The sequence below is a fragment of the Salipiger sp. genome, from assembly GCF_048261495.1.
Classification (GTDB): domain Bacteria; phylum Pseudomonadota; class Alphaproteobacteria; order Rhodobacterales; family Rhodobacteraceae; genus Salipiger.
The window spans coordinates 339,504-362,429 of the sequence record NZ_JBLXFX010000003.1 but is presented as its reverse complement, the minus strand read 5'-3'; the positions used below and the strand labels follow the sequence as shown (position 1 = coordinate 362,429).

22 protein-coding genes and 1 pseudogene are annotated in these 22,926 nt (G+C 63.2%); 12 read left to right on the top strand and 11 right to left on the bottom strand.

The window, feature by feature from the left end:
- Positions 1-12: 12 nt before the first annotated feature.
- From proS to ACN0RJ_RS08370, 3 genes are all read right to left on the bottom strand, one after another.
- A complete protein-coding gene (proS, locus tag ACN0RJ_RS08380; RefSeq protein ID WP_417721005.1) occupies positions 13-1,362 on the bottom strand; it encodes a proline--tRNA ligase in 1,350 nt (449 codons plus the stop codon).
- 132 nt (positions 1,363-1,494) lie between these two features.
- Positions 1,495-1,653, bottom strand: a complete 159-nt coding sequence (locus ACN0RJ_RS08375; protein ID WP_417721006.1) for a hypothetical protein — start codon at positions 1,651-1,653, stop codon at positions 1,495-1,497.
- 80 nt (positions 1,654-1,733) lie between these two features.
- A complete protein-coding gene (locus ACN0RJ_RS08370; protein ID WP_417721007.1) occupies positions 1,734-1,880 on the bottom strand; it encodes a hypothetical protein in 147 nt (48 codons plus the stop codon).
- Positions 1,881-2,156: 276 nt separating this feature from the next.
- Here ACN0RJ_RS08370 and ACN0RJ_RS08365 point away from each other — a divergent pair, with 276 nt between their 5' ends.
- Complete coding sequence (locus ACN0RJ_RS08365; protein WP_417721008.1) at positions 2,157-3,236, top strand: AI-2E family transporter; 1,080 nt, start codon at positions 2,157-2,159, stop codon at positions 3,234-3,236.
- Complete coding sequence (locus ACN0RJ_RS08360; protein WP_417723985.1) at positions 3,236-3,919, top strand: chromosomal replication initiator DnaA; 684 nt, start codon at positions 3,236-3,238, stop codon at positions 3,917-3,919. The genes ACN0RJ_RS08365 and ACN0RJ_RS08360 overlap by 1 nt, the downstream gene beginning before the upstream one ends.
- Positions 3,920-3,925: 6 nt before the next feature.
- Here the strand turns inward: ACN0RJ_RS08360 and ACN0RJ_RS08355 are convergent, their stop codons facing one another.
- From ACN0RJ_RS08355 to ACN0RJ_RS08340, 4 genes are all read right to left on the bottom strand, one after another.
- Positions 3,926-5,620, bottom strand: a complete 1,695-nt coding sequence (locus tag ACN0RJ_RS08355; RefSeq protein WP_417723984.1) for a serine protease — start codon at positions 5,618-5,620, stop codon at positions 3,926-3,928.
- Positions 5,621-5,633: 13 nt separating this feature from the next.
- Positions 5,634-7,535, bottom strand: coding sequence for a DNA/RNA non-specific endonuclease (locus tag ACN0RJ_RS08350; protein ID WP_417723983.1), 1,902 nt, complete (start codon positions 7,533-7,535; stop codon positions 5,634-5,636).
- A gap of 27 nt (positions 7,536-7,562) precedes the next feature.
- Positions 7,563-8,888 (bottom strand): esterase/lipase family protein, encoded by a 1,326-nt coding sequence (locus ACN0RJ_RS08345; RefSeq protein ID WP_417721012.1) that lies wholly within the window; start codon positions 8,886-8,888, stop codon positions 7,563-7,565.
- A 114-nt stretch (positions 8,889-9,002) separates the two neighbouring features.
- Positions 9,003-9,482, bottom strand: a complete 480-nt coding sequence (locus ACN0RJ_RS08340) for an acyl-CoA thioesterase (RefSeq protein WP_417721021.1) — start codon at positions 9,480-9,482, stop codon at positions 9,003-9,005.
- A 708-nt stretch (positions 9,483-10,190) separates the two neighbouring features.
- Between ACN0RJ_RS08340 and ACN0RJ_RS08335 the strand changes: the two genes are divergently transcribed.
- From ACN0RJ_RS08335 to ACN0RJ_RS08320, 4 genes and pseudogenes are all read left to right on the top strand, one after another.
- Positions 10,191-11,096, top strand: coding sequence for an ABC-three component system protein (locus ACN0RJ_RS08335; protein ID WP_417723982.1), 906 nt, complete (start codon positions 10,191-10,193; stop codon positions 11,094-11,096).
- Positions 11,096-11,332 (top strand): ABC-three component system middle component 6, encoded by a 237-nt coding sequence (locus tag ACN0RJ_RS08330; RefSeq protein WP_417723981.1) that lies wholly within the window; start codon positions 11,096-11,098, stop codon positions 11,330-11,332. Before ACN0RJ_RS08335 ends, ACN0RJ_RS08330 begins: the two co-directional genes overlap by 1 nt.
- Positions 11,329-13,056: a DUF2326 domain-containing protein gene (locus ACN0RJ_RS08325; protein WP_417723980.1), complete on the top strand. Its 1,728-nt coding sequence runs from the start codon at positions 11,329-11,331 to the stop codon at positions 13,054-13,056. The genes ACN0RJ_RS08330 and ACN0RJ_RS08325 overlap by 4 nt, the downstream gene beginning before the upstream one ends.
- A 316-nt stretch (positions 13,057-13,372) precedes the next feature.
- Positions 13,373-13,650, top strand: a pseudogene (locus tag ACN0RJ_RS08320) (IS5/IS1182 family transposase); the annotation flags it as partial.
- Positions 13,651-13,751: 101 nt separating this feature from the next.
- Here ACN0RJ_RS08320 and ACN0RJ_RS08315 read toward each other — a convergent pair.
- From ACN0RJ_RS08315 to ACN0RJ_RS08300, 4 genes are all read right to left on the bottom strand, one after another.
- A complete protein-coding gene (locus ACN0RJ_RS08315; RefSeq protein ID WP_417723979.1) occupies positions 13,752-14,147 on the bottom strand; it encodes a hypothetical protein in 396 nt (131 codons plus the stop codon).
- 357 nt (positions 14,148-14,504) lie between these two features.
- Positions 14,505-15,590, bottom strand: a complete 1,086-nt coding sequence (locus tag ACN0RJ_RS08310) for a tyrosine-type recombinase/integrase (protein WP_417723978.1) — start codon at positions 15,588-15,590, stop codon at positions 14,505-14,507.
- Positions 15,591-15,786: 196 nt separating this feature from the next.
- The gene (locus tag ACN0RJ_RS08305) at positions 15,787-15,921 is read right to left on the bottom strand and encodes a hypothetical protein (protein ID WP_417723977.1); all 135 of its coding nucleotides are present in this window, start codon (positions 15,919-15,921) and stop codon (positions 15,787-15,789) included.
- A gap of 305 nt (positions 15,922-16,226) precedes the next feature.
- Entirely contained in the window at positions 16,227-16,550 is a 324-nt protein-coding gene (locus tag ACN0RJ_RS08300) for a helix-turn-helix domain-containing protein (protein WP_417723976.1), read from the bottom strand.
- A gap of 201 nt (positions 16,551-16,751) precedes the next feature.
- On the opposite strand from ACN0RJ_RS08300, the gene ACN0RJ_RS08295 reads away from it, so the two are divergent.
- The 6 genes from ACN0RJ_RS08295 (at position 16,752) to ACN0RJ_RS08270 (ending at position 22,437) form a co-directional block, all read left to right on the top strand.
- Positions 16,752-17,063 carry a hypothetical protein gene (locus tag ACN0RJ_RS08295; protein ID WP_417723975.1) on the top strand — a complete coding sequence of 104 codons (312 nt, stop codon included), beginning with the start codon at positions 16,752-16,754 and terminating at the stop codon, positions 17,061-17,063.
- Between the two features lie 500 nt (positions 17,064-17,563).
- On the top strand, positions 17,564-17,938 hold the full coding sequence (locus tag ACN0RJ_RS08290) for a helix-turn-helix domain-containing protein (RefSeq protein WP_417723974.1): 375 nt from the start codon (positions 17,564-17,566) through the stop codon (positions 17,936-17,938).
- On the top strand, positions 17,931-19,049 hold the full coding sequence (locus ACN0RJ_RS08285) for a hypothetical protein (protein ID WP_417723973.1): 1,119 nt from the start codon (positions 17,931-17,933) through the stop codon (positions 19,047-19,049). Before ACN0RJ_RS08290 ends, ACN0RJ_RS08285 begins: the two co-directional genes overlap by 8 nt.
- Complete coding sequence (locus ACN0RJ_RS08280; RefSeq protein ID WP_417723972.1) at positions 19,033-19,191, top strand: hypothetical protein; 159 nt, start codon at positions 19,033-19,035, stop codon at positions 19,189-19,191. Before ACN0RJ_RS08285 ends, ACN0RJ_RS08280 begins: the two co-directional genes overlap by 17 nt.
- 46 nt (positions 19,192-19,237) lie before the next feature.
- The gene (locus ACN0RJ_RS08275; RefSeq protein WP_417723971.1) at positions 19,238-21,022 is read left to right on the top strand and encodes a phage/plasmid primase, P4 family; all 1,785 of its coding nucleotides are present in this window, start codon (positions 19,238-19,240) and stop codon (positions 21,020-21,022) included.
- On the top strand, positions 21,022-22,437 hold the full coding sequence (locus ACN0RJ_RS08270) for a DNA cytosine methyltransferase (protein ID WP_417724072.1): 1,416 nt from the start codon (positions 21,022-21,024) through the stop codon (positions 22,435-22,437). Before ACN0RJ_RS08275 ends, ACN0RJ_RS08270 begins: the two co-directional genes overlap by 1 nt.
- Positions 22,438-22,926 lie beyond the last annotated feature (489 nt).

Here is a 22,926-nt window from a genome sequence, read left to right as displayed (position 1 = left end):
TCGGCGGCGCTGTCAGGCCGCCGCCACCGCCTTGCCGTAGATTTGCGCGATGCGTGCCACGGCCGCCTCAGGGGGGAGTTCCTCGCTCTCGCCGGTGCGGCGGGAGGTGAGTTCCACCACGCCGTTCTTGAGACCGCGCGGGCCCACGGTGATCCGCCACGGCAGGCCGATGAGGTCCATCGATGCGAACTTTGCCCCGGCCCGCTCTTCGGTATCGTCGTAGAGCGGTTCGAGCCCCAGGGCGGTGAGCGCGCCGTAAAGCGCCTCGCAGGCGGCGTCCGCCTCGGAATCGCCGACCTTGAGGTTGACGATGCCGCAATGGAAGGGGGTCACGCCTTCGGGCCAGATGATGCCCTTGTCGTCGTGGCTCGCCTCGATGATCGCGCCGAGCAGGCGCGACACGCCGATGCCGTGCGATCCCATGTGCACCGGCACGCGGTTGCCCTCCGCATCGGCGACCATCGCGCCCATCGGCTCGGAATACTTGGTGCCGAAGTAGAAGATCTGGCCGACCTCGATGCCCCGCGCCGAGCGGCGGCGCGCCTCGGGGATCTGGTCGAACAGCGCCGCGTCGTGAGTTTCGTCGGTGCGGGCGTAGCGCGAGGTGAATTCCTCGAGCACCGCCTGGCACTCGGCCACCGAATCGTAGTCGATGGCACGGTCGCCGAATTTCAGGTCGGTGATCTCGCTGTCATAGAAGACCTCGGATTCGCCCGTTTCGGCCAGCACGAGGAATTCATGGGTATAATCGCCGCCGATCGGCCCGCCGTCGGCGCGCATCGGGATCGCCTGGAGGCCCATCCGCTCGTAGCTGCGCAGATAGCTGACGAGGTGACGGTTGTAGGCGTGCAGCGCGTCTTCCTTGGTGAGGTCGAAGTTGTAGCCATCCTTCATGAGGAATTCACGGCCGCGCATGACACCGAAGCGCGGACGGACCTCGTCGCGGAATTTCCACTGGATGTGGTAGAGCGTCAGCGGCAGGTCCTTGTAGGAACCCACGTGGCTGCGGAAGATGTCGGTGATCAGCTCTTCGTTGGTCGGCCCGTAGAGCATGTCGCGCCCGTGGCGATCCTTGATGCGCAGCATCTCCTCGCCGTAGTCGTCGTAGCGTCCGGATTCGCGCCAGAGTTCGGCCGATTGCAGCGTGGGCATCAGCAGCGGAATATGGCCCGCGCGCTGCTGTTCCTCGTGCACGATGTTTTCGATGTTGCGCAGCACCTTGTAGCCGAGCGGGAGCCAGGAATAGATCCCGGCCTGCGCCTGCTTGATCATGCCCGCGCGCAGCATGTAGCGGTGCGAGACGATCTGGGCCTCGGAGGGCGTCTCCTTGAGGACAGGCAGAAAATAGCGGCTGAGACGCATGGGCTCGGACCTCCCGGGCTAGAAATTCGTCCGGGACGGGTTAGGCGAAGGCTGCTCCCGGCGCAAGGGCCATGCCGTATCGCGTACCGGATCGGCCGGTATCCCGGGGTGCCCGGCCGGGGCGCCCCGGGTTCAGTGCGGTGCCTTGTCCGGCGGCGGGGTCTTTTCCGGACGCGCGGGCCCGGGGCGGGTGCGGATCTTGATCATGCCCGGAACGGGTTTGCCGTCGGGTGTCTTCGGCGCGTGGGGCAATTGCGCCAGCGCGGCTTTCAGGGCTTCGTCCTTGTCCATTCGGACGCTCCTTTGCTGGGGAAACATATGGATCGGGGCATCATGACACATCCCCGCCGATCCGCAAAACCGGCGCCGCCTCAGAGGCAGGAGAGGATGTTGCGGAACTGCGTCGAGCGCGGGTCGGTCCAGGGGCACCCGGCGACGAAAAGCGCATACCCCCGGGCCGAGCGGCGGGGTGCCGGGCGGCGGAAGCTGCGGAGAAGGTCGGAGACTGTGCGGGCCATGATCTCGGCTCCCGAATGTGCGTTGGTAAAATCGTCTTCGGGATCAGCCTAGCAAGCGTGCGACGCCGTCCGAAGGCAGGGATTCCCGACCTTCGCCGCGAAGACGGGTATTCCCTACCCGGTGCGGCGGAACCGGCTGCGGTCCGTACCGCATGCGATCAGGGCCCGCGATCCCTGCCCCAGCCCGGCCCCGGCCCGGCCCGGACGGCCCGCAGCCCACTTGAATCGGACCCGGCAAAACGCGATGTAGAGGCAGAGGCCCGCGAAAGGACCGTCATGGCGCTGCCGGTGCAGACTCAATTCAAATACTGGGGCATCGCTGCGGTGGTGTTCGTCGTGGTGCTGTGGTTCCTCGGCAATGTCCTGCTGCCCTTCATCCTGGGCGGGGCGATCGCCTATTTCCTCGACCCGGTTGCGGACCGGCTCGAGCGCATGGGCCTGTCGCGCTCCGCCGCCACGGGGGCGATCACGGTGGCGGCCGTCCTGATCTTCGTCATCCTCGCGCTCGCCGTGGTGCCGGCGCTGGTGCGCCAGTCGGGCCAGCTGATCGAGACCGCACCGACCCTGTTCCGCAACCTGCAGACCTTTCTGGTCGAACACTTTCCCTCGCTCATGGACGAGAACAACCCGGTGCGCGAAACGCTCGTCTCGCTGGGCGACACCATCAAGCAGCGCGGCGGAGAGCTTCTGAACACCGCGCTCAGTTCTGCGCTTTCGGTCATCAACATCCTGATGTTGTTCGTGATCGTGCCGGTTGTGGCGGTGTACATGCTGCTCGACTGGGACAACATGGTCGCCCGCGTCGACGAGCTTCTGCCGCGCGATCATGCGCCGGTGATCCGCCGTCTTGCCGGGGATGTGGACCAGACCCTGGCCGGGTTCATCCGGGGCATGGGGTCGGTCTGCCTGATCCTCGGCACCTATTACGCGGTGGCGCTGGCGCTGGTCGGGCTGAATTTCGGCCTGGTGGTCGGGGTCGTTGCCGGACTCCTGACCTTCATCCCCTATGTCGGGGCCATCGTCGGCGGCGCGCTGGCGATCGGGTTGGCGCTGTTCCAGTTCTGGGGCGACTGGATCTGGATTGCCGCCGTGGCGGGGATCTTCTTTTTCGGGCAGTTCCTCGAGGGCAACTTCCTCACCCCCAAGCTGGTGGGGGAAAGCGTCGGGCTGCACCCGGTCTGGCTGATCCTGGCCCTGTCGGTCTTCGGATCGCTCTTCGGATTCGTGGGGATGCTGGTGGCGGTGCCGCTCGCGGCCTCCATCGGCGTTTTCGCCCGTTTCCTGATCGAACGCTACAAGCACAGCCGTCTTTACGGGGGCCTGTCGTCTGACGGTGGCGGAGTCGGGGAGCCCTGATGATGGCCGATCAGCTGCCCCTCCCCCTGCCCGCCCGCGCGGCGCTGGGGCGTGAGGACTATTTCATCGGCAAGGCCAATGCGCTGGCGGTGGCGCTGCTGGACAACTGGCCGCGCTGGCCCTCGGGAAAGATGATCCTCGTCGGACCGGCCGGGGCGGGCAAGACGCACCTGGCCCATGTCTGGGCGCAGGATTGCGGCGCGAGGATCGTCGCGGCGGCCGATCTTGCCGTGGCCGACATTCCGGCGCTGGCCGATGCGCCGGTCTGTGTCGAGGATGTGCCGCGCATCGCCGCGCAGGCCGGGGCCGAGGAGGCACTGTTCCACCTGCACAATCTCGCGCTTGCGCAGGGCCAGCCGCTGCTGATGACCGCCGCCATGCCGCCGCGCCTCTGGGGGCTGGCGCTGCCCGACCTGCGCAGCCGGATGGAGGGAACCCAGACCGCCACCCTGCCCCAGCCGGACGACGATCTGCTTGCCGCCGTGCTGGTCAAGCTCTTTGCCGACCGGCAGGCCGTGCCCGCGCCGGATGTCATTCCCTACCTCGTGCGCCATATGCCGCGCAGCTTTGCCACCGCGCGGCAGGTGGTGTCGGCGCTGGATGCCGAGGGGCTGGCCCGCAAGCGCCCGCTCAGCCGCGCCCTCGCGCGCGAGATCCTGACCGGCCTGCAGGGCGAGGACTGAGCCCGCTCAGCTCACCCGGCCCTGATACCATTCCAGAATGCAGCGGATGCCGATGCCCTCGTTGGCATAGTAGTGCGGCCCGTGGTCGATCCGGGTCCCGGCAAGGCTGCGCCCGGTGGCGGCGCGGTGCACGGCGACCAGGTGGCCTTCGGTCCCGAACACCGGACAGCCTGAGCTGCCGGGCCGGGTATTGGCCTTGTAATGCAGGCGCCGGACGCCGCGATTGCCGAGGTGGAGTTCGTGATCGACCAGTTCGTTCCCGGCAAGGCTCAGCGACAGAGGACCGCCGTCCGGATGGCCGATCGGATGCACCCGGCCCAGCGGCCCCGCCGCGGGCGACGGGCGCAGGAACCGCTCGGCCGGGGTCCGCAGGGTCGCGAAGGGGGCGTCTCCGGGCAGGGCTTCGAGCAGCGCGATGGTGATGTCGTACTCCTGCGGCGGCGATTCCATCAGCACCCGCCCGACCCGGAACCCCGCCTGCGGCGCGTGATCCCAACTGAGGAAATGCACCCGCGCGTTGCCGGGGTCCATCTGGCTCTGCAACACGGGATCGCTGGCGATGACATGATTGTTGGTGATGAAGACCGGCTGCCGCCCCGGCGTCCCGAAGGGCGCGCCATCCAGAAGAAAGCCGCTGCCCCGCGCCTTGCCGAAGGCATCCGACACCCGCGCCACCACGTCGCGGTTGCGGATCACGGCGCGCATTTCCTCGACCGTGACGATCTGGCCGGTCGCCACCATCGCCTGAAGCTCTTCCTCGGGATCGACGCCGGGCGCGTCGAGCGCGGCCAGAAGCCGTTCGGCATCGCCGTCGCTGCACCCCGGCAGCACGGTCCGCGCCATGGCCTGCCGCAGCGTGTCGATGATCTCGCGGGTTTCGGGAACGTCGCCCTTGTCGGCGAGCCAGATCTCGGACAATTGCCGCAGATCGCCGTAGATCATGAACGCCGCCGATTGCCCCTTGAGCGCGGCCAGCCGCCGGAAATATTCCTCGTAGCGGGACTGTCCGGAAATCCAGTCGCCCTGCGCCATGTAGCCCTGCGCCAGCCCGGCGACGGTAAAGGGATCGGGCGTCAGGCCCGCGAGATCCACAACCAGTCGCGCCCCCACATCCGCCGCCCGGATGTCGAGCGCGATGCCCTCGCGTTCGGCGCGCCAGGCGAGCGCGGCAAGGTTCGCGCCGTGCCAGGCCGGGTCCAGGTCGTAGACCTTGCGATAACACGCCACCGACTGCCGCAGCGCCCGCTCGGCCCCCGCCCGGTCCGCGGCGGCGGCGCAGGCGACGAATTCCTGCTTGAAGGCGCGGCCGAGCAGGCCCGTCACCTCGCTGATCCGGGCGGGGGTGCCGCCGTCTTCCAGCCGGTGACCGAGGCGGCGCAGCCCGTGGATGGCAAGACGGCAATCCCCGGTGTCGATCCGCGCCTGGGCCTGGAGCGTACGAATCTCGACGTCGTCCAGCCCGTCGAAGATCTCGGCCAGTTCCAGCATCTGGGCAAAGCCGCGCGCCGCCTTGCAGACCTCCATGAGGGCGACGACCTCGTGCGCGCCGGCCACCGCGCCGCCCTCGCGGGCCTCGGCGATGCGGTCCAGCAGCGTGTCGATGGAGGACGGCCCGAAGGATCGCACCGCCGCCCGTGCCGCCTGCAATTCGTCGTCCAGCGTCGCGCCGAAGCCGGGGCCGTCGCGGTCGTCGTATCTCATGGGCATCCTGTCCTCACCCGGTGGCTCCGGGCGCCAGCAGCAGGCTCTCCGGTCCGTCCAGTTCCCGGGCAACCTGGGTGAACGGCGCCTCGTTGTCGAGGGTCGCGCCCAGCGGGTCGCACCCGGTCAGCGCGCCGAAGGACAGGCCGGTCTCCGCCTCGATCCGGGCGATCTGCACCTGGTAGGTGCGGTAGGACCCGTAGACGAAGGGGCTTTCCACAAGTTCGCGGATGAAGGGGCCGTGCGACAGCACGTAGCCGGTGGCCGACAGCGTGCCGGTCGCGGCATCGACGATGACGGCGACCTTCCAGAACTCCTCGGGGATCGCCACGTCCGGCGCCCCCGTCTGCCTGAGCCGCTTGTCGGTGTCGCGAAAGATCGGGCCGGTGAAGACGCTGACCCGGAAGGCAAGGGTTTCGGCGGCCTCCATGATGTAATCCTCGAGGCCGACCCAGTCCTTCTGGTTCAGATCCTCGTGCTGGGGCGCGCAGTTGGTGTAGTGGAAAGTGTCGAGTTCGCCCTGCTGCGCCGCCTCGCCCCAACCGGGATCGCGCCTGCGCACCATGTGCCCCCGGTCGAGCGGGTTGTCGGCGTAGAGCGCGTTGCCCACCTGATGCGCCGCGTCCAGACGTCCGTCGAGCCGCCAGGCTCCCTGCCGCGTCAGCCGCCTGGACAGCCCGCCGTCGATATTGACCGCCGTCAGCAGCGGCAACCGGCGCGAGGCCGACTGCACCACCGAGAAATGCGTGTATCGCAGGATGTTGTCCGCCGTTCCTGCCACCGGCGCGGCATCCCCCGCCCAGGCCCCGAGGCGCGGCAGCGGCACCGCCAGATCGCCGTCCCCGAGGAAATCCGCCGCATACCCCTCGCGCCCCGCGAACACGTCGGCGGCCGAGATCGGCGCCTCCTCGGGCATCCGGGGCACCACCACCGGCCGAGAGACCTGGCGGCACGCCGCCTCGAGCACGTCGGATGTCACGGCATAGTTGTTCTCCATGAAGCGCCCGGCAAAGTGCAGGCCGACGATCTCGCCCGACTTGAGGCTGATGAGCGGAGAGCCGGAGTTCCCCCCGAGCGAGGTGTAGTCCGAGGTCAGCGTGATGAGGCTTTCATCGCGTTCGGTGATATAGCCCGGCGCAAAGCGTTTCACCTGGTAGATGCCGCCGAAATACTGCTCCATCAGGTCGCGTTCGTTGCGGTCCCCGTCTTCGGCCGGGTAGCCGACGACGGCGACCGGGTGGCCTTCGCTCATCACCTGCTTCGACAGGATCAGCGCGGGCACATCGTCGAGCTTGCGCACCTTGAGCAGGGCGAAATCCGGTTCGTTGTCCTGCGCGACATAGACGATGTCGGCCACCTCGGCACGGTTGCGGCGGTCGGATTCGTGGAAGTGGCAATAGTCCATCCGCGCTTCCATCAACTGCCCGAACCGCCCGCGCCGGAAGCGGTAGCCGTTCCACAATTGCTCGGCGAACAGCCGGGCGACGTGGCGGTTCGTCACCACGAGATCGTCGCCGACGAGAAAGCCGGTGCCGCCGTAGGGCAGCGACCAGTGGTTGATGAGATCCACCCGCCCGATGGACCGGGTGACCGTTTCGAGCCGCGCCTTCTGGTCGGTGATGCGTTCGACCAGATCCGGCTCCCCCGCCATGCGGTTGTCGAGGTCGATGCCGGTGTCGCGGACGAAATAGGCCGGGCGCAGTTCGGCGAGGATGATCGCCTCGGCCACCATCGTGGTGTCGAAGGCCTCGCCCCCCGCCCCCATGCTTTCCAGCGACTCTCCGTCGAGAATGGCGCGCCGAGCCTCCTCGGCTCCGGGGCGCCCTTCGCTGCGCCGCGCATCCAGGGTCTTTTCCGCGACCGCGTGAAAGGCCTTGCTGGTGCGCCGCACCTGTTCGATCTGCCGTTGATACATGCCGCCCTCCTCTCGGGTACCGGACCGCTAGCGTGAAATTGCCACCACGACGCGCTCTTCGAGCGGCCGGTCGCCCTCGAACCGCAGCTCGTAGAAGCCGGGGGAAAGCCTGGTCTTCAGCGTCATGGCCAGCGCATTGATGCCGGGGCCGCGATAAAGCACCTCTTCCGCGGCGGCGGCTTCGGCCTCCACCGCGTCGGCCTCGGTGATGCGGTCGAAGACCAGCCGTCCCTCGAGCGCCGTCATCAGCGTCTCGGAGGTCAGCACCAGTTCGATCGGCTCGTCCTCGCCGAACACCGGCTTCTGCAGCGAGATGCGCACCGGCTCCGGTTCCGTCCCTTCGAGCCCGGCAAAGACCGGTGCTTCGAGCGGCGCCCCCGCGTCGGCGCCGAACAGGCGGAAGAACACCCGCTTGAACGGGGTGCCGCGAAAGACGTTGGCGTGTTCGTTGATGACCACCTGCTTCTGCTCGGTCCGGGGCAGCGAGCTCCACATCGGAACGGTGCCGTCCCCGGCATCCGGGGTCTGCACCACGAAGGCGGTCTGGCCGTCCATGTTGACCCGGGTCACCGTCTTGTGCCCCGCCCCGCTGAAATAGAAATACCGGATGTGCGTGGGCGCGGCCCCTGCGTTCAGCGCGTCGTGCACGGCCCGCGCCCGCGCCACCAGCGCCGGTTTCATCCCCAGCCGGGCCGCGACCTGAGGGTCGTAGAAATCCAGCGGTTTCAGCTTCGATCCGTTGGTGGTGTCCCAGCAGGCATCCTCGCCCGGCGCCGGCAGAAGCTGATAGCCCGAGGGATAGGCCGGGTTGGCCGAGAGTTTCTTGAAATCCTCGCGGCTTATCCCCAGCGCCTTGTCCAGCCCCATCACCCGCGCCAGCGCCAGCGGCGCGCCGTTGTGCGGCGTGGCCAGGGCGAAAAAGCCCGAGATCCGGTGAAAGAACGGCCGCCCCGCATAGGTGCCGGTTTCCAGCATCAGCCGGGTGATGAGCCCCCCCATCGAATGCGCCACCAGCACGATCTCGTCCGCATCGACGGTGTCGAGCATGTCGGCCAGGTCGTCGGCCAGATCGAACAGGTCGCGCCGCCAGTCATAGGGGTGCTCGACCAGCCGCTTGGCCCCCTGCGCGGCGAAACCCATCTCGCGGAACAGCGCCAGGATCGGGCTGTAGAAGTCCACGCAGCTCACGTTGCGGATGACCTCGGTCGCGCGCAGATCGGGCGACTGGAGCTTGTCGATCCGGTTGTAGCCGAAGATCGTCTCGGTCACCTTCGGCGGCCAGACGACCTCGCCGCTCGGGAGTTTCAGTTCGGTGCCCATGATTCCGGGCACGAAGACGGCGGCAAGTGACATGACGAATATCCCGATGTGAAAAGGCGAAACGATACAACCAATCCGAGAGTGCCACAGCCCCCCGAGTCGGTCCAGTGCCCTTCAGGTCAGGTATTCCCGCCCGCGACGCCGGTCTCAGCCGCCGTGTTCGCTGGCGCGCTTCATATCCTCGTGGAACTGCTTGCGCAGCCGTTTGCGCGCCTCCGCGGCGCGATGCCGGCGACGCTCGACCTCGTCCAGCAGCTTGAGCGCGGGCACCGGCGCCGGGCGCCCCTCCTCATCGACGGCGACCATGGTGAAATAGCAGGAATTCGTGTGCCGCCGGGTGCCCTGGCGGATATCCTCGGCCTCGACCCGGATGCCGATCTCCATCGAGGTCCGCCCCGCGTGGTTGACGCTGGCCCGGAAGCTCACCAGTTCGCCGACATTGATCGGCTCCTTGAACATCACCTGGTCGACGGAGAGCGTGACCGCGTAGCTGCCCGAGAACCGCGAGGCACAGGAAAACGCCACCCGGTCGAGCAGGTTGAGCAGCGCACCCCCATGCACCTTTCCGCTGAAATTCGCCATGTCGGGCGTCATCAACACGGTCATCTCGAGCTTGCGGGGGTCCATCATGGCAACTCCTTGTGGGTCTGCGGCCCCGAACAGCCTCGGCACCGCGGCAGCCGTCTCCGGTGCGAACGCCGGAAAGGTGCCGCAAAACGCAACGCGATACCAGCAGCTCTCCCACCCCCGCGCCCGCCCCCCCCCCGACGCCACAGCAAAGGGCAGATATTTTCCGAACAGCCCGATTTCGCCTTGTGGTCCGCACACGGGCTTGGCTATACGCGACGGTGGAGACGTGGCCGAGTGGTCGAAGGCACACCCCTGCTAAGGGTCGCACGCATTTGGAATATCCTCTTGATATTACTATATAAACGCCGCATCGCTGCAATCTCCTGCACAGATTTTGCACGGGTTCGCAGATCATGCCATGGTTATTGCGGGTGCGCCGGTATCCGCACCCTTCCAATCTCCGGAACGACCTCAAGAAGATTATTGTAAGCCACTCGACAACTATATGAGTGTACGCTGCGCGGCGCCGGTTTATCTGCCCGCCGAGGGCGGCTGGGCGGGAAGCCGACCTTCCCTGCGCATCCAATGAATGACCAGGACGCGCAGGTGGCGGACGCTGCTCATCGTGCATCCGATTCCAGGCTGTCAGGCACTTCGACCCACAGCCGACCTTCGTGCCAGACGCAGCGGATGACCGGTCCTAGTCCATTGCGATCGTTCACACAGTGTGCAGAATGACGCGAACGTAGAGGGTAGAAGAGTCTCATGAAAAAGTCCGACTTTGATATTCACTTCGACAACGCTTTCGCAACGTTGAACCAGACCAGATTTCAAGACTGGTTTGCTCGTATGGCTTCTAGGGTCTACGGGACCGACTTTGAATTGATCAAAGCCGGGGGACGAAGCGGCGACAAGAAAAGCGATGGCAGGATAATATCAACCCAAACGGTTTTCCAGTGCTACGCACCAGAATCCCCTAAGACATTTGCCGAACAAGCAAAGGCCAAAATCGCCGATAGCTTTCCAGAAGTTCTAAGTTACTGGCCAAAGCTAAGCGAATGGGTCTTGGTTCACAACAATGTTGAAGGACTGCCGACGTCAGCCAGCGACAAACTGGAGGAACTTAGGAAGGAATACCCTGCGCTAAAAATTTCAACTGCCTGCCGCAGCTTCTTGAAAGACGAACTGCACGACAAATTGTCCATGCAGAAGATGATTGACGTATATCCATCAGCAAGCCTTAACTTCAATGAAGTTCAGATGGCTCATATACGACCACTCCTCAAGAAAATTGTGGAAGCCCGGAGTGTTGAACCTGATCCAACGAATTTTGGCGACATACCAGACGAGTCAAAGCTTGACTTCAATAGGCTCAGCCCAGATTCGAAGTATGACATTCGTCGCGCGCGACCCCACATTGATGTAGTGGATAGATATATTGCGGGGATGCCGAACCCTCAGAACGCCTCGATTATCCAAGCCGAAATGCGGGCTAAATACATCGAACTTAAGGAGTTTGGATACGACCCCGATGAAATATTGGGCAAGCTGCTTTTTTTCTGTGGCGGCGGTGAGACTGCCACAGTATCAGCCGCTGCATATGTGATTGTGGCGTACTACTTGGACGCCTGTGATATTTTCGAAAATGTGCCGCAGGTTGCTCCATGTTGATGCCCACCAAACACATCAAAACCGAAAATGCTCTCATAGGTGTTGGAGCAGAGATTCTTGCGCTACTGGATCGAGACAAGACCGTTTCACGCCTGTTTAGCGACATTCAAGAAGATCGGCGAGCGAACGAACTGTCAACGATTCACTTCGACTGGTTTCTGTTGGCTATGGATTTCTTGTTTTCTATTGGGGCGATCAGATTCGAGTCTGGCTTGATAAAGAAGATGAATCAATGATTGTAGAAATCACCAGCACACTCGCCACTTTCAAGCCACTCCGCTTCAAGAGCGGGCTTAACATACTTGTAGCTGAGCGCCATGAATCATCTGGTGCGAAGGAAACCCGAAACGGAACTGGCAAGACAAGCTTTATAGAGCTAGTCCATTACCTTGTGGCTGAAAAGAGAAATGCGGACGATGACTTCCACAAACCTGAAATAATTGGCGCTGAATTCTGCGGCAAGTTTTCTGATGGCAGCTCCGAATTTGTGATTTGCAAGAAGAGCAATCCAAAATCCGACTATCTCACAAAGGATGGAGCCGCTATTACGCCAAAGAACCTTCGCAAGGAGTTGGCGTTGAGGTGGTTTTCACTCTCAGAGGAAGACACCGCTCAAACCTACGGACCCAAGTTCGGGGCGCTGTTTGCCTATTTTGTGCGCAAAGAGCGCAACGGTGGCTTTGCTAGCCCAAAAATGAACAGTTCATCGCAACAGGACTGGGATAGCCAGGTCAGTCTTTCATACCTCTTAGGATTTGACTGGAGGCTGCCCCAGAAACTGCAGATTAAGAAAGATCAGAAGAAAGACGCCGATACATTGGCGAAAATGATCAAGAATGGCTACCTGACTGATGGCGCATTAGACGTTAATAAAATGCAGGCGCGATTGGACTTGCTTGATACTGAAATTGAATCGAAGCGCCAAGAAGTTACATCCGCATCGGTGGTGGACGGTTATCGCCAGCACGAAGTCACAGCGAATGAACTCACGGGCCGCATTCGTGACTTGAACGAGGCCAATCTTGAAGACTTGGACCTTGTGGAGAGTATTGATCTGGCGCTTAGAGAGGTTGAAGACGCCTCTGCATCCGATCTAAGGAGCGTCTATGAGCAAGTGGGGATTTTTTTCTCCGATCAAGTTAAGACGCGGTTTGAACAAGTTGAAGCGTTTCATGCGCAGGTAGCAAAGAACCGTGAATTGCACCTTCGCCGCGAAAAGAAGAATGCGCAGGAGCGGTTGGCTTCTCGCAAGACCGAAATCAATAGATTGCAGGACAGCCTAAAGGACAAGCTTGCATTGCTTCGTTCAGGGATGGCAATTGAGCGACTGACGCTTTTGCAGTCCGACTTGAACCGCCTAGAAGCTGAACAAGCTGACCTTCGAAAACAAATCCCACGGTTTAGGGACGTGGAAGAAGATCGCAAGCGGTTGGGTCGGGAAATCACCGACCTTGTAGATTTGATCGGCCAGGACATCATTGAAAGAGAGGCGGCCAGAAAGTTCGCAGTTCAGGCTTTTGGCGAAACATCAAAGTTCCTCTATGACGAACCGGGCCAGCTTATCTTAGGTAAGTCACGAGGAGTTGCGGGCCTTTCGATCGAGACTGACATTGTTGGAAAGAAGAGTGGAGGCAAGAATCACATGCAGGTATTCTGCTTTGATTGGTTGCTTGTCGAGACCGCGAAGAAGAGTGACCGATTTCCGGGGTTCTTGATCCATGACAGCCATATTTTCGATGGTGTCGACGGTCGACAAATTGGTCTTGCACTCAAGTTGGCTCAGTCGAAGTCCGAACAGCTTGGCGTTCAGTATATCGTCGCCATGAACTCGGATGACTTGCAGAAGATCAAGCACGAAGAAGAGATTAGCGGGGAAGCGATTTTTGACCCTACTGATTTCATCATGCCGACTCGACTGTCGGACGATGCAGGCGGCGGGCTCTTCGGTATTAGATTTTAGATGGTGCGCTAAGACAAATTTAGTTTAGGGATTGTGTGGTCCGTCGAGGGTCTTCTTTCTTCTACTTGACCGCGGCTTTCCAAGCATCAGTCAGGTTACAGGTGTATGGGCTGGCTTCCTGCACTGTAGGAACCATTCTGAATGCGTTGCGTCAGGCGGCCATTTTTCGCCCACCCTGTCGGTCGCCTTCGAGCGCATCGCGGTCACTCGTGCGATGCTCAGCGAACTTCCGCTTCCCGCCCTATCCTCCCGATGGTCGCGTGAACGTCGAACATTTCGACGCCGCCCGGATCCGTCCTGCCGGGCGGCATTGGGCAGCGCAAATTTTGGCGCCGAACTGCGCCAGATGGTGGTGACCCTGCATGTCGTCCAGAAGTCGCGGCACTAAACCATTGACTGCAGAGCCACCCGGCACCCCGGCTACGCCAAACCTCAGCAGCGCCGGAAAAAAATCTAGGAACCATTCGGCGGGCCAAAGGCGTCGGCGGCATGGCACTGAACATGTATCGCGACATTGAGCCCATGCGCGCCCGCTTCACGCTGACAATGCCGACCTGTAATCTAGCGAGTCTACCGAAACGGCTTGCAGCCTGACGAGGGAAGTCGCAGCCAGGACTGCGTGCCCATGCTCCAGCCCCACACAGAACCCACATAGAGGGGAACGGTTCCACACGTCAGGCTCTTTCAGCCCCCTGTTAGGCGCAAGTATTCGGAACGCCCTCACTGACTATTTTTTGCCAATCGCCCCCAAGAATTTCTCTTGCTGACAAAGCATTGTGCGCCTCTGAGGATCTTTCAGGAATCAACCTCACGACCATTCCCTGATCAAAATTCTGATACATTCCGTTGAAAATGTCGCCTTGCAGACCTGAGCCAGTCGTATCTTGCTCAATGATGAACTTGTCATACCCTTTCCGAATGACTTCGATAGCTGCAGCCTTAAACGCGAGAGTACGCGCTCCGGTTGGGCCGCAAGCAGGTGCCGCATGAGTCTGAACTTTGAAACGATCTTTCGACATCGGTTGAACGCTAGTTTCCGCACAGGCTGCCAGGAGCCCCGCCAATAGGAGAAAACAAACGGAATTTTTCATATTACCCTCGTTCACGTTGATTTTTACAATGATTGCTGTGTCTTGCGCGAAATTGCAACATTGGCGAAAGAACAAATTCGCAATCAACTTCGAAATAGGTCGGGAAGGCGCCGAAAAAATGATGCGTCGGCATGCGTTAGACGGTCGGCGGAGCAACGCAGACTGTCCAGCGGGGCGTCGATAGGGTGCTCGCGCCTCATCCTCACGCTGGCGGCGGTAAATCTTGCCCGGCTTCCGCGGCTGCTGGTCATCTGAAGACGGCAACGACCGCGCTATCTATGCCGCGCAGCAAGGAGATACACGAGTTGGAACGGCTCGCCGCCGAGATCCGTCAAGCGTCAGGACTGCCGCGTCGGATCACTTGATGACCTGGAGGACCGGCGCGGGGGCGGCGGCGGTTCCGTCTTGGCTTGGCGGGCGGATCCTTTCGCCGAGCGTGCGAAAATCCCAACCATGCGCAAGCAGTCGGCGGCCGAGGTCAGCCGGCGCAATCTTCCGATACCGTTGTGCCATGTCCGATTTTTGCCAGCCTCCGAGGTCGAGCAACCCGCCGAAATCCTTGGTTTGCGCGTAATACCAGGTTGCCCAAGTGTGGCGCAGCGTATGCGGCGTGACGTCGTGCCGGTCGAGCCCGGCGGCGATCACGGCCTCGGCGAAGGCGGCGGCGAGCTGGCCGCCGGATCCCGTATTGAGCTTGTACGCCTTCCCCTTGGGGGTCCGGCAGATCGCGCCGGTTTCCGGCAGGGGGCGCGCGAGTGCGAGGTCTCGCGCGCGCTCAGGCATGCGTATCATGCGCGCATGGCCGTTTTTCGTATCTGGTAGATGCGCCTCGCCGGTCGCCGGGTAGAACCGGGCCACGGTGACGGAAAGCGCCTCGCCTGCCCGACAGCCGGCGCCGAGCATGAAAGCTATCGCGGGCAGGATGTGGGGTTGCAGCTCGGCCGCCGCGGTGAGCAGCGCCTCGGCTTCCTCCGGGGTCAGCCAACGCGTTCGGATCCGGTCTCCCTTGCGGCGGCGAAATTTCCGGTAGTGGGTCAGGCCGGACTCGGCCGCAAGGTTTACCACGGCCGAAACCGGGACAATGAGCTGGCGATTTATCGTGGCGGGTGCGGCCGTCGGATAGATCGCTTCCGCCGCATCGTTCAGGGCCGGATTGTCAATCTCGGCGAGCAGCTTGTCGGGTCCGAAGTGTTGCAGGATCTTCGCGAGGTAGCGCGACTCGCCTCCGGCGCGCATGTAGTCGAGCGCGGCCTCGGCAAAGGTTAGCGTCGCGGCCTTGCCATATGCGCTGCGGTCGAGGATTTCGCTTTCGCGCCGGATGCGGATTGCCTCGGCGCGGGCCGCGTCGCTTGTTCCAGTGCTTTCATAAATAGAGACTCCCGCGACGGAGCCGCGCAAGTACCAGTTCCCGGCCTTTGTGCGGCGTGTTTTCTTGAGCGGCATGTCGCGGCCTCCCCTTCACTCAGAAACGCCGCGACCAGATCGGCGGGACGATAGAGAATGCGAACCCGGCCGCGCGCGCGAATCCATGTCAGGGCGTTTTCCGCGCGCATCTGGTCGAGCAGGCGGCGCGAGGTCTGCACGCCTCGGGACGCCAGGAACGCAACCGCCTCGGGGGTGGATAGCAACGGCTCGCCGGTCATCGCAGGAACAGGCCGGCAAGAGCTGCGGCAACCGCGACGGGGGCCAGGGCGAGCGCGGTTGCAAGGCACATATCGGCCATGAGCTGCGCGGCACGGTGGGCCGGGCTGGTCGGGATCTTTTGTTCTCGCATGCGAGCCTCCGATTTGTTCTCGGGGGCATGAATTGCACATTAAAATGTGCAAGGTCAACACAACAGCGCGGTTGCACAGCATACGTGTTTTGCGCGATAGGGTAGCGGCCCGAGAATCCGGGCGATAATTTTCTCGCAAGAATTGGGGGCAGAATGCCGGGGGTGAAACAGGATGAAGTCAGCATTTATACGGTCCATGAGGTAACGAAGGACTGGCGCGAAGCGGATCTCTTGCGCTTGGCTGAGAAGGTCGAGGCTTTATCGAAGACCGAAGCAACGCGGCAGTCGGCAGGGCGCGACGCGCGTTAGTCAGCCTCCCCTCGCGCCAGGTCGATAGCCTTTTCGAGCAGGTGCGGGGGGAGTTGCTCCAGGGCTGCATGTAGCCGCAAGCGACCTTCCGAGATCGCGTCGGGGCGATGCATAAGGCCGATGGGTATTTGCAACACCTCGCACACCAGCAGCATGTTTGCGTAGCTCAGTGAGGTTTTTCCCTTCACGAATTGCGACACCGTGTTTCGGCTCATGCCCGCTTTACGGGCTACTTCTGCAAAATTCGTCTCTCTCATTGCGACGGCAATCCGCAAGTTGCGGCGGGCTATGTCGAGACGCGGGTCCGGTAGATCCATCATAATATCAAGCATTCTCGCAATCCGTTTCAGTCGATAATCTCCATACCTTAGCACAGTAAACAGGGAAAAGGTCTAAAAAGTGACAACCTCGCGGCATGCGGGGCGGTGCATATTTTTATTTACATTGCACATTATAATGTGCAATGCGCTTAATAAGGGGCCGGACGATTGAGGTTCCGAAGTTTCTAAACTCAGCAAGCGGTGGGCATGATGAAAATTCAGTCAAAATGCGGCGAGGTATCCTCCGACCGTGTGGGGGTGATTCCGCCTCCCGAATCGTTCCGGGTCTGGCTCGCCGGATCACTGGTGCGGCTCGGCCTCAAGGCTGGCGGATACGGTCCCGAATTGGGCCTCGGAAAAAACACTCTGGGGCACTTCCTTGCCGGTCCCGACCGCGATCTGCGGCTCGGTACGGCGGCGATGATTTCCAATGATCTCATGGCGCGCGCGCAGGAGGCGGGAACCGCGCTCGACCCGATACCCTCGGCCGTTTCCGGGGGCGACGATGCCTGATCGGTTGCGGCGTGGCGTGGATCAGATGCAGCCGGGAATGTCCGAAAGCGATCTTGATTCGAGTGTGAGGCGGGACGTTCGCGCGTTGGCCGACAGGGCCGGTGTCCCGGTTGAGGCGCTTTTCCCGGAAATCATCGCCGCATACATCCGCTTGTTGCGGGACGCGCCGGGCGCCTTGCCTCGCAATCCCCTCGCGCCGGTGGTCGGCGGGGCGCATCGGCGGGCCGGGCGATGAGCGGCGGCTTCTATGATGGCCTTGTGCCGCCGAAGCCCCTCACGCGGCGGCCGTCCGATCAGATGCCGGGTTCTCGAAACTGCCCGTTTCACCTGCGCAGGTTGTGCGGATCCTGCGAGCAGTTCGCCGGGCGCTTGCGCCAGGCGCGGCCGGGGTTTTGCGTGGCCTATCAGGTCGAGGTATTGCCGAGCGCCTCGGCGGTGGATTGTGCGCGGTGGTCGCGCAAGGTGGCGCCATGAGGTCGGCAGCTCTTAGGGCCGAGGTCATGGCGCGCCCCGAGGCCGAGCGGGTCGGATACGCGCTTGATCTGCTCGCCTATTATCTCGACCCGCACGACGGCTTTTTTGAGCGGCTGGCCGATCTCGGCTTGCGCTTGCCGGCGGCCGAGGCGCGGATCCTGCACGCGCTCGACCGTCGGCGCGGCGAGTTCGTATCGCTGCGGGCCTTGAACGCGGCGGCGAACATTGATCGGCCGCACTCCGATTGGCCGGATGATCGCGTGATATATGCGCGGGTGGCTTGCCTGCGGGAACGGCTCGCACGGGCGAGGATCCCGGTCGAGATCACGGCATGGTCAAAGGTCGGATACCGTCTGACCGCCTCGGCAGATTTCGTCATTACCGGGGATCCCGATGCGTGATGATGGCCGGCGGGCCGAGGCGCAAATGATCCCGATTGAAGCCATTGCCGAAAGGCTCAATCTCAAGCTGACAAGCATTTCGCCAACGGAACGCGCCGGACCCTGCCCGGACTGCGGCGGAAATGATCGGTTCGCGATCAACACGCAAAAGCAGGTATTCAACTGCCGCAAATGCGGCGAGGGCGGCGACGGTCTCGCATTGGTCCGGCTCGCGCTCACATGCACCTTTCCCGAGGCGCTCGATTATCTTGTCGGCGCCTCCGATGTTGTCCCCGACCCTGCCGAGATCGCGCGCCGCGAAAAACAGCGCGCGGCCGACAAGAAAGAGCGTGAAGATTTCGCGGCGCGCGAGCGCGCGCGGGCGATCAGTCAGGCGGGCAAGATCTGGGACTCGGCCGAGGGTTGCGACCTTGCGCCGGTGCGGGCCTATCTCTCCGGTCGGGGGATCACGTTTGACCCGTGGCCGCCGACGATACGCTGCCTGCCGTCGCATGGATACTTCCGAAAGATCGCGGGCGAGGCGCGCGAGTGGCACAGGGGGCCGGCGATGATCTCGGCCGTATGGGGGCCTGATCGGTCCATGCGTGCGGTGCATCAAACTTGGATCGACCCGGCGCGGCCGGGACACAAGGCGGGGATCCTCGGGCCTGACGGAAAGGCGCAGCCTGCGAAGCTCACGCGCGGGTCGGTCAAGGGCGGCGCGATCCGCCTCTCGCCGTTGCCGCCCGAGGGCGGAACGCTTGTCGTCGGCGAGGGGATCGAGACGACGGCCTCGGTCATGATGGCAGGGGCATATCCCGGCGCGGCTTTCTGGTCGGGCGTGAGCCTCGGCAATATGGCCGGTGTCATGCTCAAGCGCGACGGCGTGCGTCACTCTGGCGAGCCGGATCTCGAAGACGCCGAGGCATTCCTTCCTCCGCCTTGGCTCGGGCGCCTGATCTTCCTTCAGGACGGCGACAGCGCGCCGAAAGAGACGCGGGCAAAACTGCTTTCCGGGTTGCGTCGCGCCATGAGCCGCAATCGGCGCCTCCTGGCCGAGATCGCGCCGGCGCCGGAGGGCAAGGATTTCAACGATCTTTTGAAAGGGGCCGACGATGCGACCGACGAATGAGGGCCGGCATGATCTGGAATTTTCCGACCTGGGCCGGGGTGATGATCTCGACCGATTGCTCGGGCTGATCGGGGCGGCCTGCCTCGGGCTCGCAATCTGGGGCGGTATCGCCCTCGCCGTCCGGCACGTCGCCGGGATCTGACGAACGGGAACCGGGCGCAAGATCCGGGCAAGGCAAGGAAATGCAAATGGATGGGCGACAGGAGATCCGCGACGCTTGCGCGCGGGCCGAGATCATTCCGCCGATGGATCCGCCGGCGGATTCCGGCGGCGGCGATGATCGCGAGATACCGCCAGGCGAGACGTACCAGGAACCGCCCGAGGCCGAGGGGGCGCAATTCCCTTTGAACGACTACGGGAACGGCCAGCGGCTTTTGACCTATTTCGGCCGGGATATTCTCTTTGTCCCGCGTCTCGGGTGGTTTCGGTGGCAGGGCGAGCGGTGGCTCGCGGATGAAGATGAATTGAAGGTGCGTGCCGATGCACAAAAGATCGCGGGCCGGATCCTCTCTGAAATCGAGTTCCTCGCGCTCGAAGATTGGGAGCGCGACGCGATCGAGCTTGGCCGGGAATTGACCGGCGAGCTGCGCGATCTCGAAAAGATGCCGCGCGACCAGGTGAGCGACGAAGATCGCAAGCGGCTGCGCGAGCTGCGGGAGATTGTCGGCCGCGCCGATGACATCAAAGAGCGTTTCGGCAAACGCAAGTCGGCGCATCGCTCGCATGCGCGCAACTCCGGCAACTCCGGGAAAATATCCAACATGATGGTAGAGGCACGCACGGCCGTCGCCTGCGGGATCAATGACCTCAATTCGGATCCGCTCGCGCTCAACGTCGCAAACGGCACGATCCGCTTTCAACTGGATCTGGACCCGCATTCCGAAGCTTGGGGCCGGCGCGATCCCGATTGGCGGTTGCAGCTCGACCCGCACGACCGCGCCGACATGATCTCGAAGCTTGTCCCGGTGGCCTATCACAAGGGCGCGAAATGCCGTCTCTGGCGCGAGTTTCTGGATCGCGTGCAGCCGGATCCGGCGATGCAGCGTTTCTTGCAAAGGTGGGCGGGCTATTGCCTGACCGGCAAGACGACTGAGCAAAAGCTCGTTTTTCATTTCGGCGGCGGCCGCAACGGAAAATCCACCTTTACCGATACGATTGCGAAGATCCTTTCTGACTACGGCACAACGGTTCCGATTGAGACGCTTACCGGGTCCGAGCAGCGCAAGGGGTCGGATGCAACGCCGGATCTCGTTCGTCTGCCGGGCGCGCGCTTTGTGCGGGCCTCCGAGCCCGAGCGCGGCACGCGGATGAAAGAGGCGATGATAAAGGCGCTTACCGGCGGCGAGGCAATCATGATCCGCCGCATGATGCAGGAATTTGTCGAGGTCGAGCCCGAGTTCAAACTCAATATCTCGGGCAATCACAAGCCGGAGATCCGGGGCGGCGACGATGGTATTTGGCGGCGCGTGTTGCTGGTGCCTTGGCAAGAGCAGATCGCGGAATGCGACGTTGACGCGGGCCTGCCCGAAAAGCTCTGGGCCGAGCGCGAGGGCATACTTGCATGGATGGTCGAGGGGTGTCTCGACTGGTTGCGGACGGGGTTGCAAATTCCGGCCTCTATCCGGGAAGCGACGGAAGAATATCGCGAGGCGAGCGATCCGATCCGGCTTTTCCTCAAGACCGAATGCGAGATCACCGGCGCAAGCGACGACTGGTTGCGGGCGCGGGATCTGACCGACGCTTTCCTCGGCTGGATGATCGAAACGGAGCAAGGCGCTTGGGGAACGCGCACGGTCGCGAACCATTTCAAGGAACGTGCAAACGGCGGTTTCAAGGGGCCGGACGGGCAACAGTTCACGCCGGCGAAACGATCCGACACCGGCTATATCGGGATACGCCTCAAAGAAGACGCTTGGGACCGCATCGCGAAATATGGCGAGCAGATCCGCGCCGCCGCGGCGCGCAAGGGGTGATGCGTACGGCCGCGCCGGTCGGCGCTCCCGTCGGGTATACGTTCTGTTCGGGGATCGGCGCGCCCGAGATCGCGGCGCCGTGGGTCGATTGGCGGCTCGCCTCCGAGATCGACCCTTTCCCGCGCGCCGTCCTGCAAGAGCGGTTCGCCTACAAGGTGCCGGAGCTGCATAATCAGGGCGAGCCGCTACTCTGGGGCGACATGACGGAAGTCGGCCCGGAGCTGCTCGCCCGGCGCGGCGTCCCTCTCCCTGATCTGATATTCGCCGGGACGCCGTGTCAGGCGTTTTCGCTCGCCGGCGCGCGGCAAGGCGCGGCCGATCCGCGCGGAAACCTTACCCTTAAATTTGTGGGGATCTGTCATGACATTGTCGCTGCTCGACCTGATGGAAAACTCGCCGTCGTCTGGGAAAACGTGCCCGGCGTCCTCTCCGATGAAAACAACGCTTTCGGATGTTTCTTGGCGGGACTTGTCGGGGCAGATGATCCCCTACTCGCGCCAGGCGGCGGAAGCTGGCCGGGTGTCGGTATGGTGTCCGGGCCACGGGCACGGGCGGCATGGCGGGTTTTCAACGCTCAATATTTCGGAGTCGCCCAACGACGCCGCCGAGTGTTTCTTGTCGTCGATTTTGGAGGGGCCTGCGATCCTGCCGCGGTATTATTTGAGCGCGAGGGCCTGCGCGGGGATCCTGCGCAGGGCGGAAAATCGGGGCAAGACGTTGCCGGAACCCTTAGCGCGCGCATTGGCGGCGGTGGCGGCCTCGGGACGGATTTCGAGCTAGACGGCGGGCTTGTCGCCGTAGCGACAGGACAGGCCGGCGCCGAGATCGCCGTCGGCCGTGCGCCGACGCTGACATGCAACCATGAGGCGCCTTTCATTGCCTACGGAGGCGCGCGGCCGCTTCCGTTCAATGAGGGGCAGATCACAAGCCCGACAAACCGCGCGGCGCCGAAAGCGGGCGATCCCTGTCACACGCTTTCGGCGCAGGACCGGCCGCCCGCGATAGCCTATCGGGTGACGGGGAACGACGGTGCTTTCGAGCAGGGCCAGACGGTCGGCGCATTGACGACGGGAACCGACAAGAGCGCGCATGTCGTGGTGAGCGCGACCGGCGCGAGATCTCACGCGCTCACGGCCGAAGGGTTCGACGCAAGCGAAGACGGGACCGGCCGAGGCGTGCCGACGGTTGCGGTCGGGGCCGAAGCATCATGGGAGGTGCGCCGATTGACGCCGGTCGAGTGTCATCGGCTGCAAGGGTTTCCCGACGATCATTGCCGGATCCCTTGGCGCGGCAAGGCGGCCGAGGATTGCCCGGATGGGCCGCAATACAAGGCTTTGGGAAATTCGATGGCGACGGCGAACGTCGCTTGGATCCTGCGGCGTCTGGCCGCCTCGGCGGGCTGGGTGGCAGCATGAGCGGGCGGCCGTGCGATCTCTGCGGGGCGCAGAATGCGCCTTTCGGGTTTGCCCGTCCCGGCGGGCGGCGCGCGCAGATACCGGGCCAGCGGTCGCTATGGGCGTGCGCGGCATGTCGCGACAAGGCCGAAGCGCGTTGGCGCCAGGCGACCGGATCCCGGTTGACCAGGGCGGCGGATCCCGTTCGCAAGGATACTCATAAACAGGGGCGGTTATTCTGATGCTACACAGATCATTCTTGACACATGGGGTCGGGCGCCCCCATGTTGCACGTTGCCGGTTGCGAAATGGTGGCCGGTCGGGATTGGCATCCTGTCCAACGTAGGGCGCTCGACAAGCCGCGCCATTGGTGCGGCTTTCTCTATGGTCGGGCGGCCGGAAGCCCCTTGGGGCGCCGCTTCCTACGGGCGGTAATGCCAATTCCGAGTCCGTCCGGCCGCCAGAGATTGGCATCTCTGCGGTCGGCTCATTCTGACCGTAGGAGGCCGC

What these genes read in the sequence shown, in the direction of transcription:
- proS (WP_417721005.1), bottom strand. Translation starts at nt 1,362, where the DNA reads ATGCGTCTCAGCCGCTATTTTCTGCCTGTCCTCAAGGAGACGCCCTCC.
- ACN0RJ_RS08375 (WP_417721006.1), bottom strand. Translation starts at nt 1,653, where the DNA reads ATGGACAAGGACGAAGCCCTGAAAGCCGCGCTGGCGCAATTGCCCCAC.
- ACN0RJ_RS08370 (WP_417721007.1), bottom strand. Translation starts at nt 1,880, where the DNA reads ATGGCCCGCACAGTCTCCGACCTTCTCCGCAGCTTCCGCCGCCCGGCA.
- ACN0RJ_RS08365 (WP_417721008.1), top strand. Translation starts at nt 2,157, where the DNA reads ATGGCGCTGCCGGTGCAGACTCAATTCAAATACTGGGGCATCGCTGCG.
- ACN0RJ_RS08360 (WP_417723985.1), top strand. Translation starts at nt 3,236, where the DNA reads ATGATGGCCGATCAGCTGCCCCTCCCCCTGCCCGCCCGCGCGGCGCTG.
- ACN0RJ_RS08355 (WP_417723984.1), bottom strand. Translation starts at nt 5,620, where the DNA reads ATGAGATACGACGACCGCGACGGCCCCGGCTTCGGCGCGACGCTGGAC.
- ACN0RJ_RS08350 (WP_417723983.1), bottom strand. Translation starts at nt 7,535, where the DNA reads ATGTATCAACGGCAGATCGAACAGGTGCGGCGCACCAGCAAGGCCTTT.
- ACN0RJ_RS08345 (WP_417721012.1), bottom strand. Translation starts at nt 8,888, where the DNA reads ATGTCACTTGCCGCCGTCTTCGTGCCCGGAATCATGGGCACCGAACTG.
- ACN0RJ_RS08340 (WP_417721021.1), bottom strand. Translation starts at nt 9,482, where the DNA reads ATGGACCCCCGCAAGCTCGAGATGACCGTGTTGATGACGCCCGACATG.
- ACN0RJ_RS08335 (WP_417723982.1), top strand. Translation starts at nt 10,191, where the DNA reads ATGAAAAAGTCCGACTTTGATATTCACTTCGACAACGCTTTCGCAACG.
- ACN0RJ_RS08330 (WP_417723981.1), top strand. Translation starts at nt 11,096, where the DNA reads ATGCCCACCAAACACATCAAAACCGAAAATGCTCTCATAGGTGTTGGA.
- ACN0RJ_RS08325 (WP_417723980.1), top strand. Translation starts at nt 11,329, where the DNA reads ATGATTGTAGAAATCACCAGCACACTCGCCACTTTCAAGCCACTCCGC.
- ACN0RJ_RS08315 (WP_417723979.1), bottom strand. Translation starts at nt 14,147, where the DNA reads ATGAAAAATTCCGTTTGTTTTCTCCTATTGGCGGGGCTCCTGGCAGCC.
- ACN0RJ_RS08310 (WP_417723978.1), bottom strand. Translation starts at nt 15,590, where the DNA reads ATGCCGCTCAAGAAAACACGCCGCACAAAGGCCGGGAACTGGTACTTG.
- ACN0RJ_RS08305 (WP_417723977.1), bottom strand. Translation starts at nt 15,921, where the DNA reads ATGCGAGAACAAAAGATCCCGACCAGCCCGGCCCACCGTGCCGCGCAG.
- ACN0RJ_RS08300 (WP_417723976.1), bottom strand. Translation starts at nt 16,550, where the DNA reads ATGATGGATCTACCGGACCCGCGTCTCGACATAGCCCGCCGCAACTTG.
- ACN0RJ_RS08290 (WP_417723974.1), top strand. Translation starts at nt 17,564, where the DNA reads ATGGCGCGCCCCGAGGCCGAGCGGGTCGGATACGCGCTTGATCTGCTC.
- ACN0RJ_RS08285 (WP_417723973.1), top strand. Translation starts at nt 17,931, where the DNA reads ATGCGTGATGATGGCCGGCGGGCCGAGGCGCAAATGATCCCGATTGAA.
- ACN0RJ_RS08280 (WP_417723972.1), top strand. Translation starts at nt 19,033, where the DNA reads ATGCGACCGACGAATGAGGGCCGGCATGATCTGGAATTTTCCGACCTG.
- ACN0RJ_RS08275 (WP_417723971.1), top strand. Translation starts at nt 19,238, where the DNA reads ATGGATGGGCGACAGGAGATCCGCGACGCTTGCGCGCGGGCCGAGATC.
- ACN0RJ_RS08270 (WP_417724072.1), top strand. Translation starts at nt 21,022, where the DNA reads ATGCGTACGGCCGCGCCGGTCGGCGCTCCCGTCGGGTATACGTTCTGT.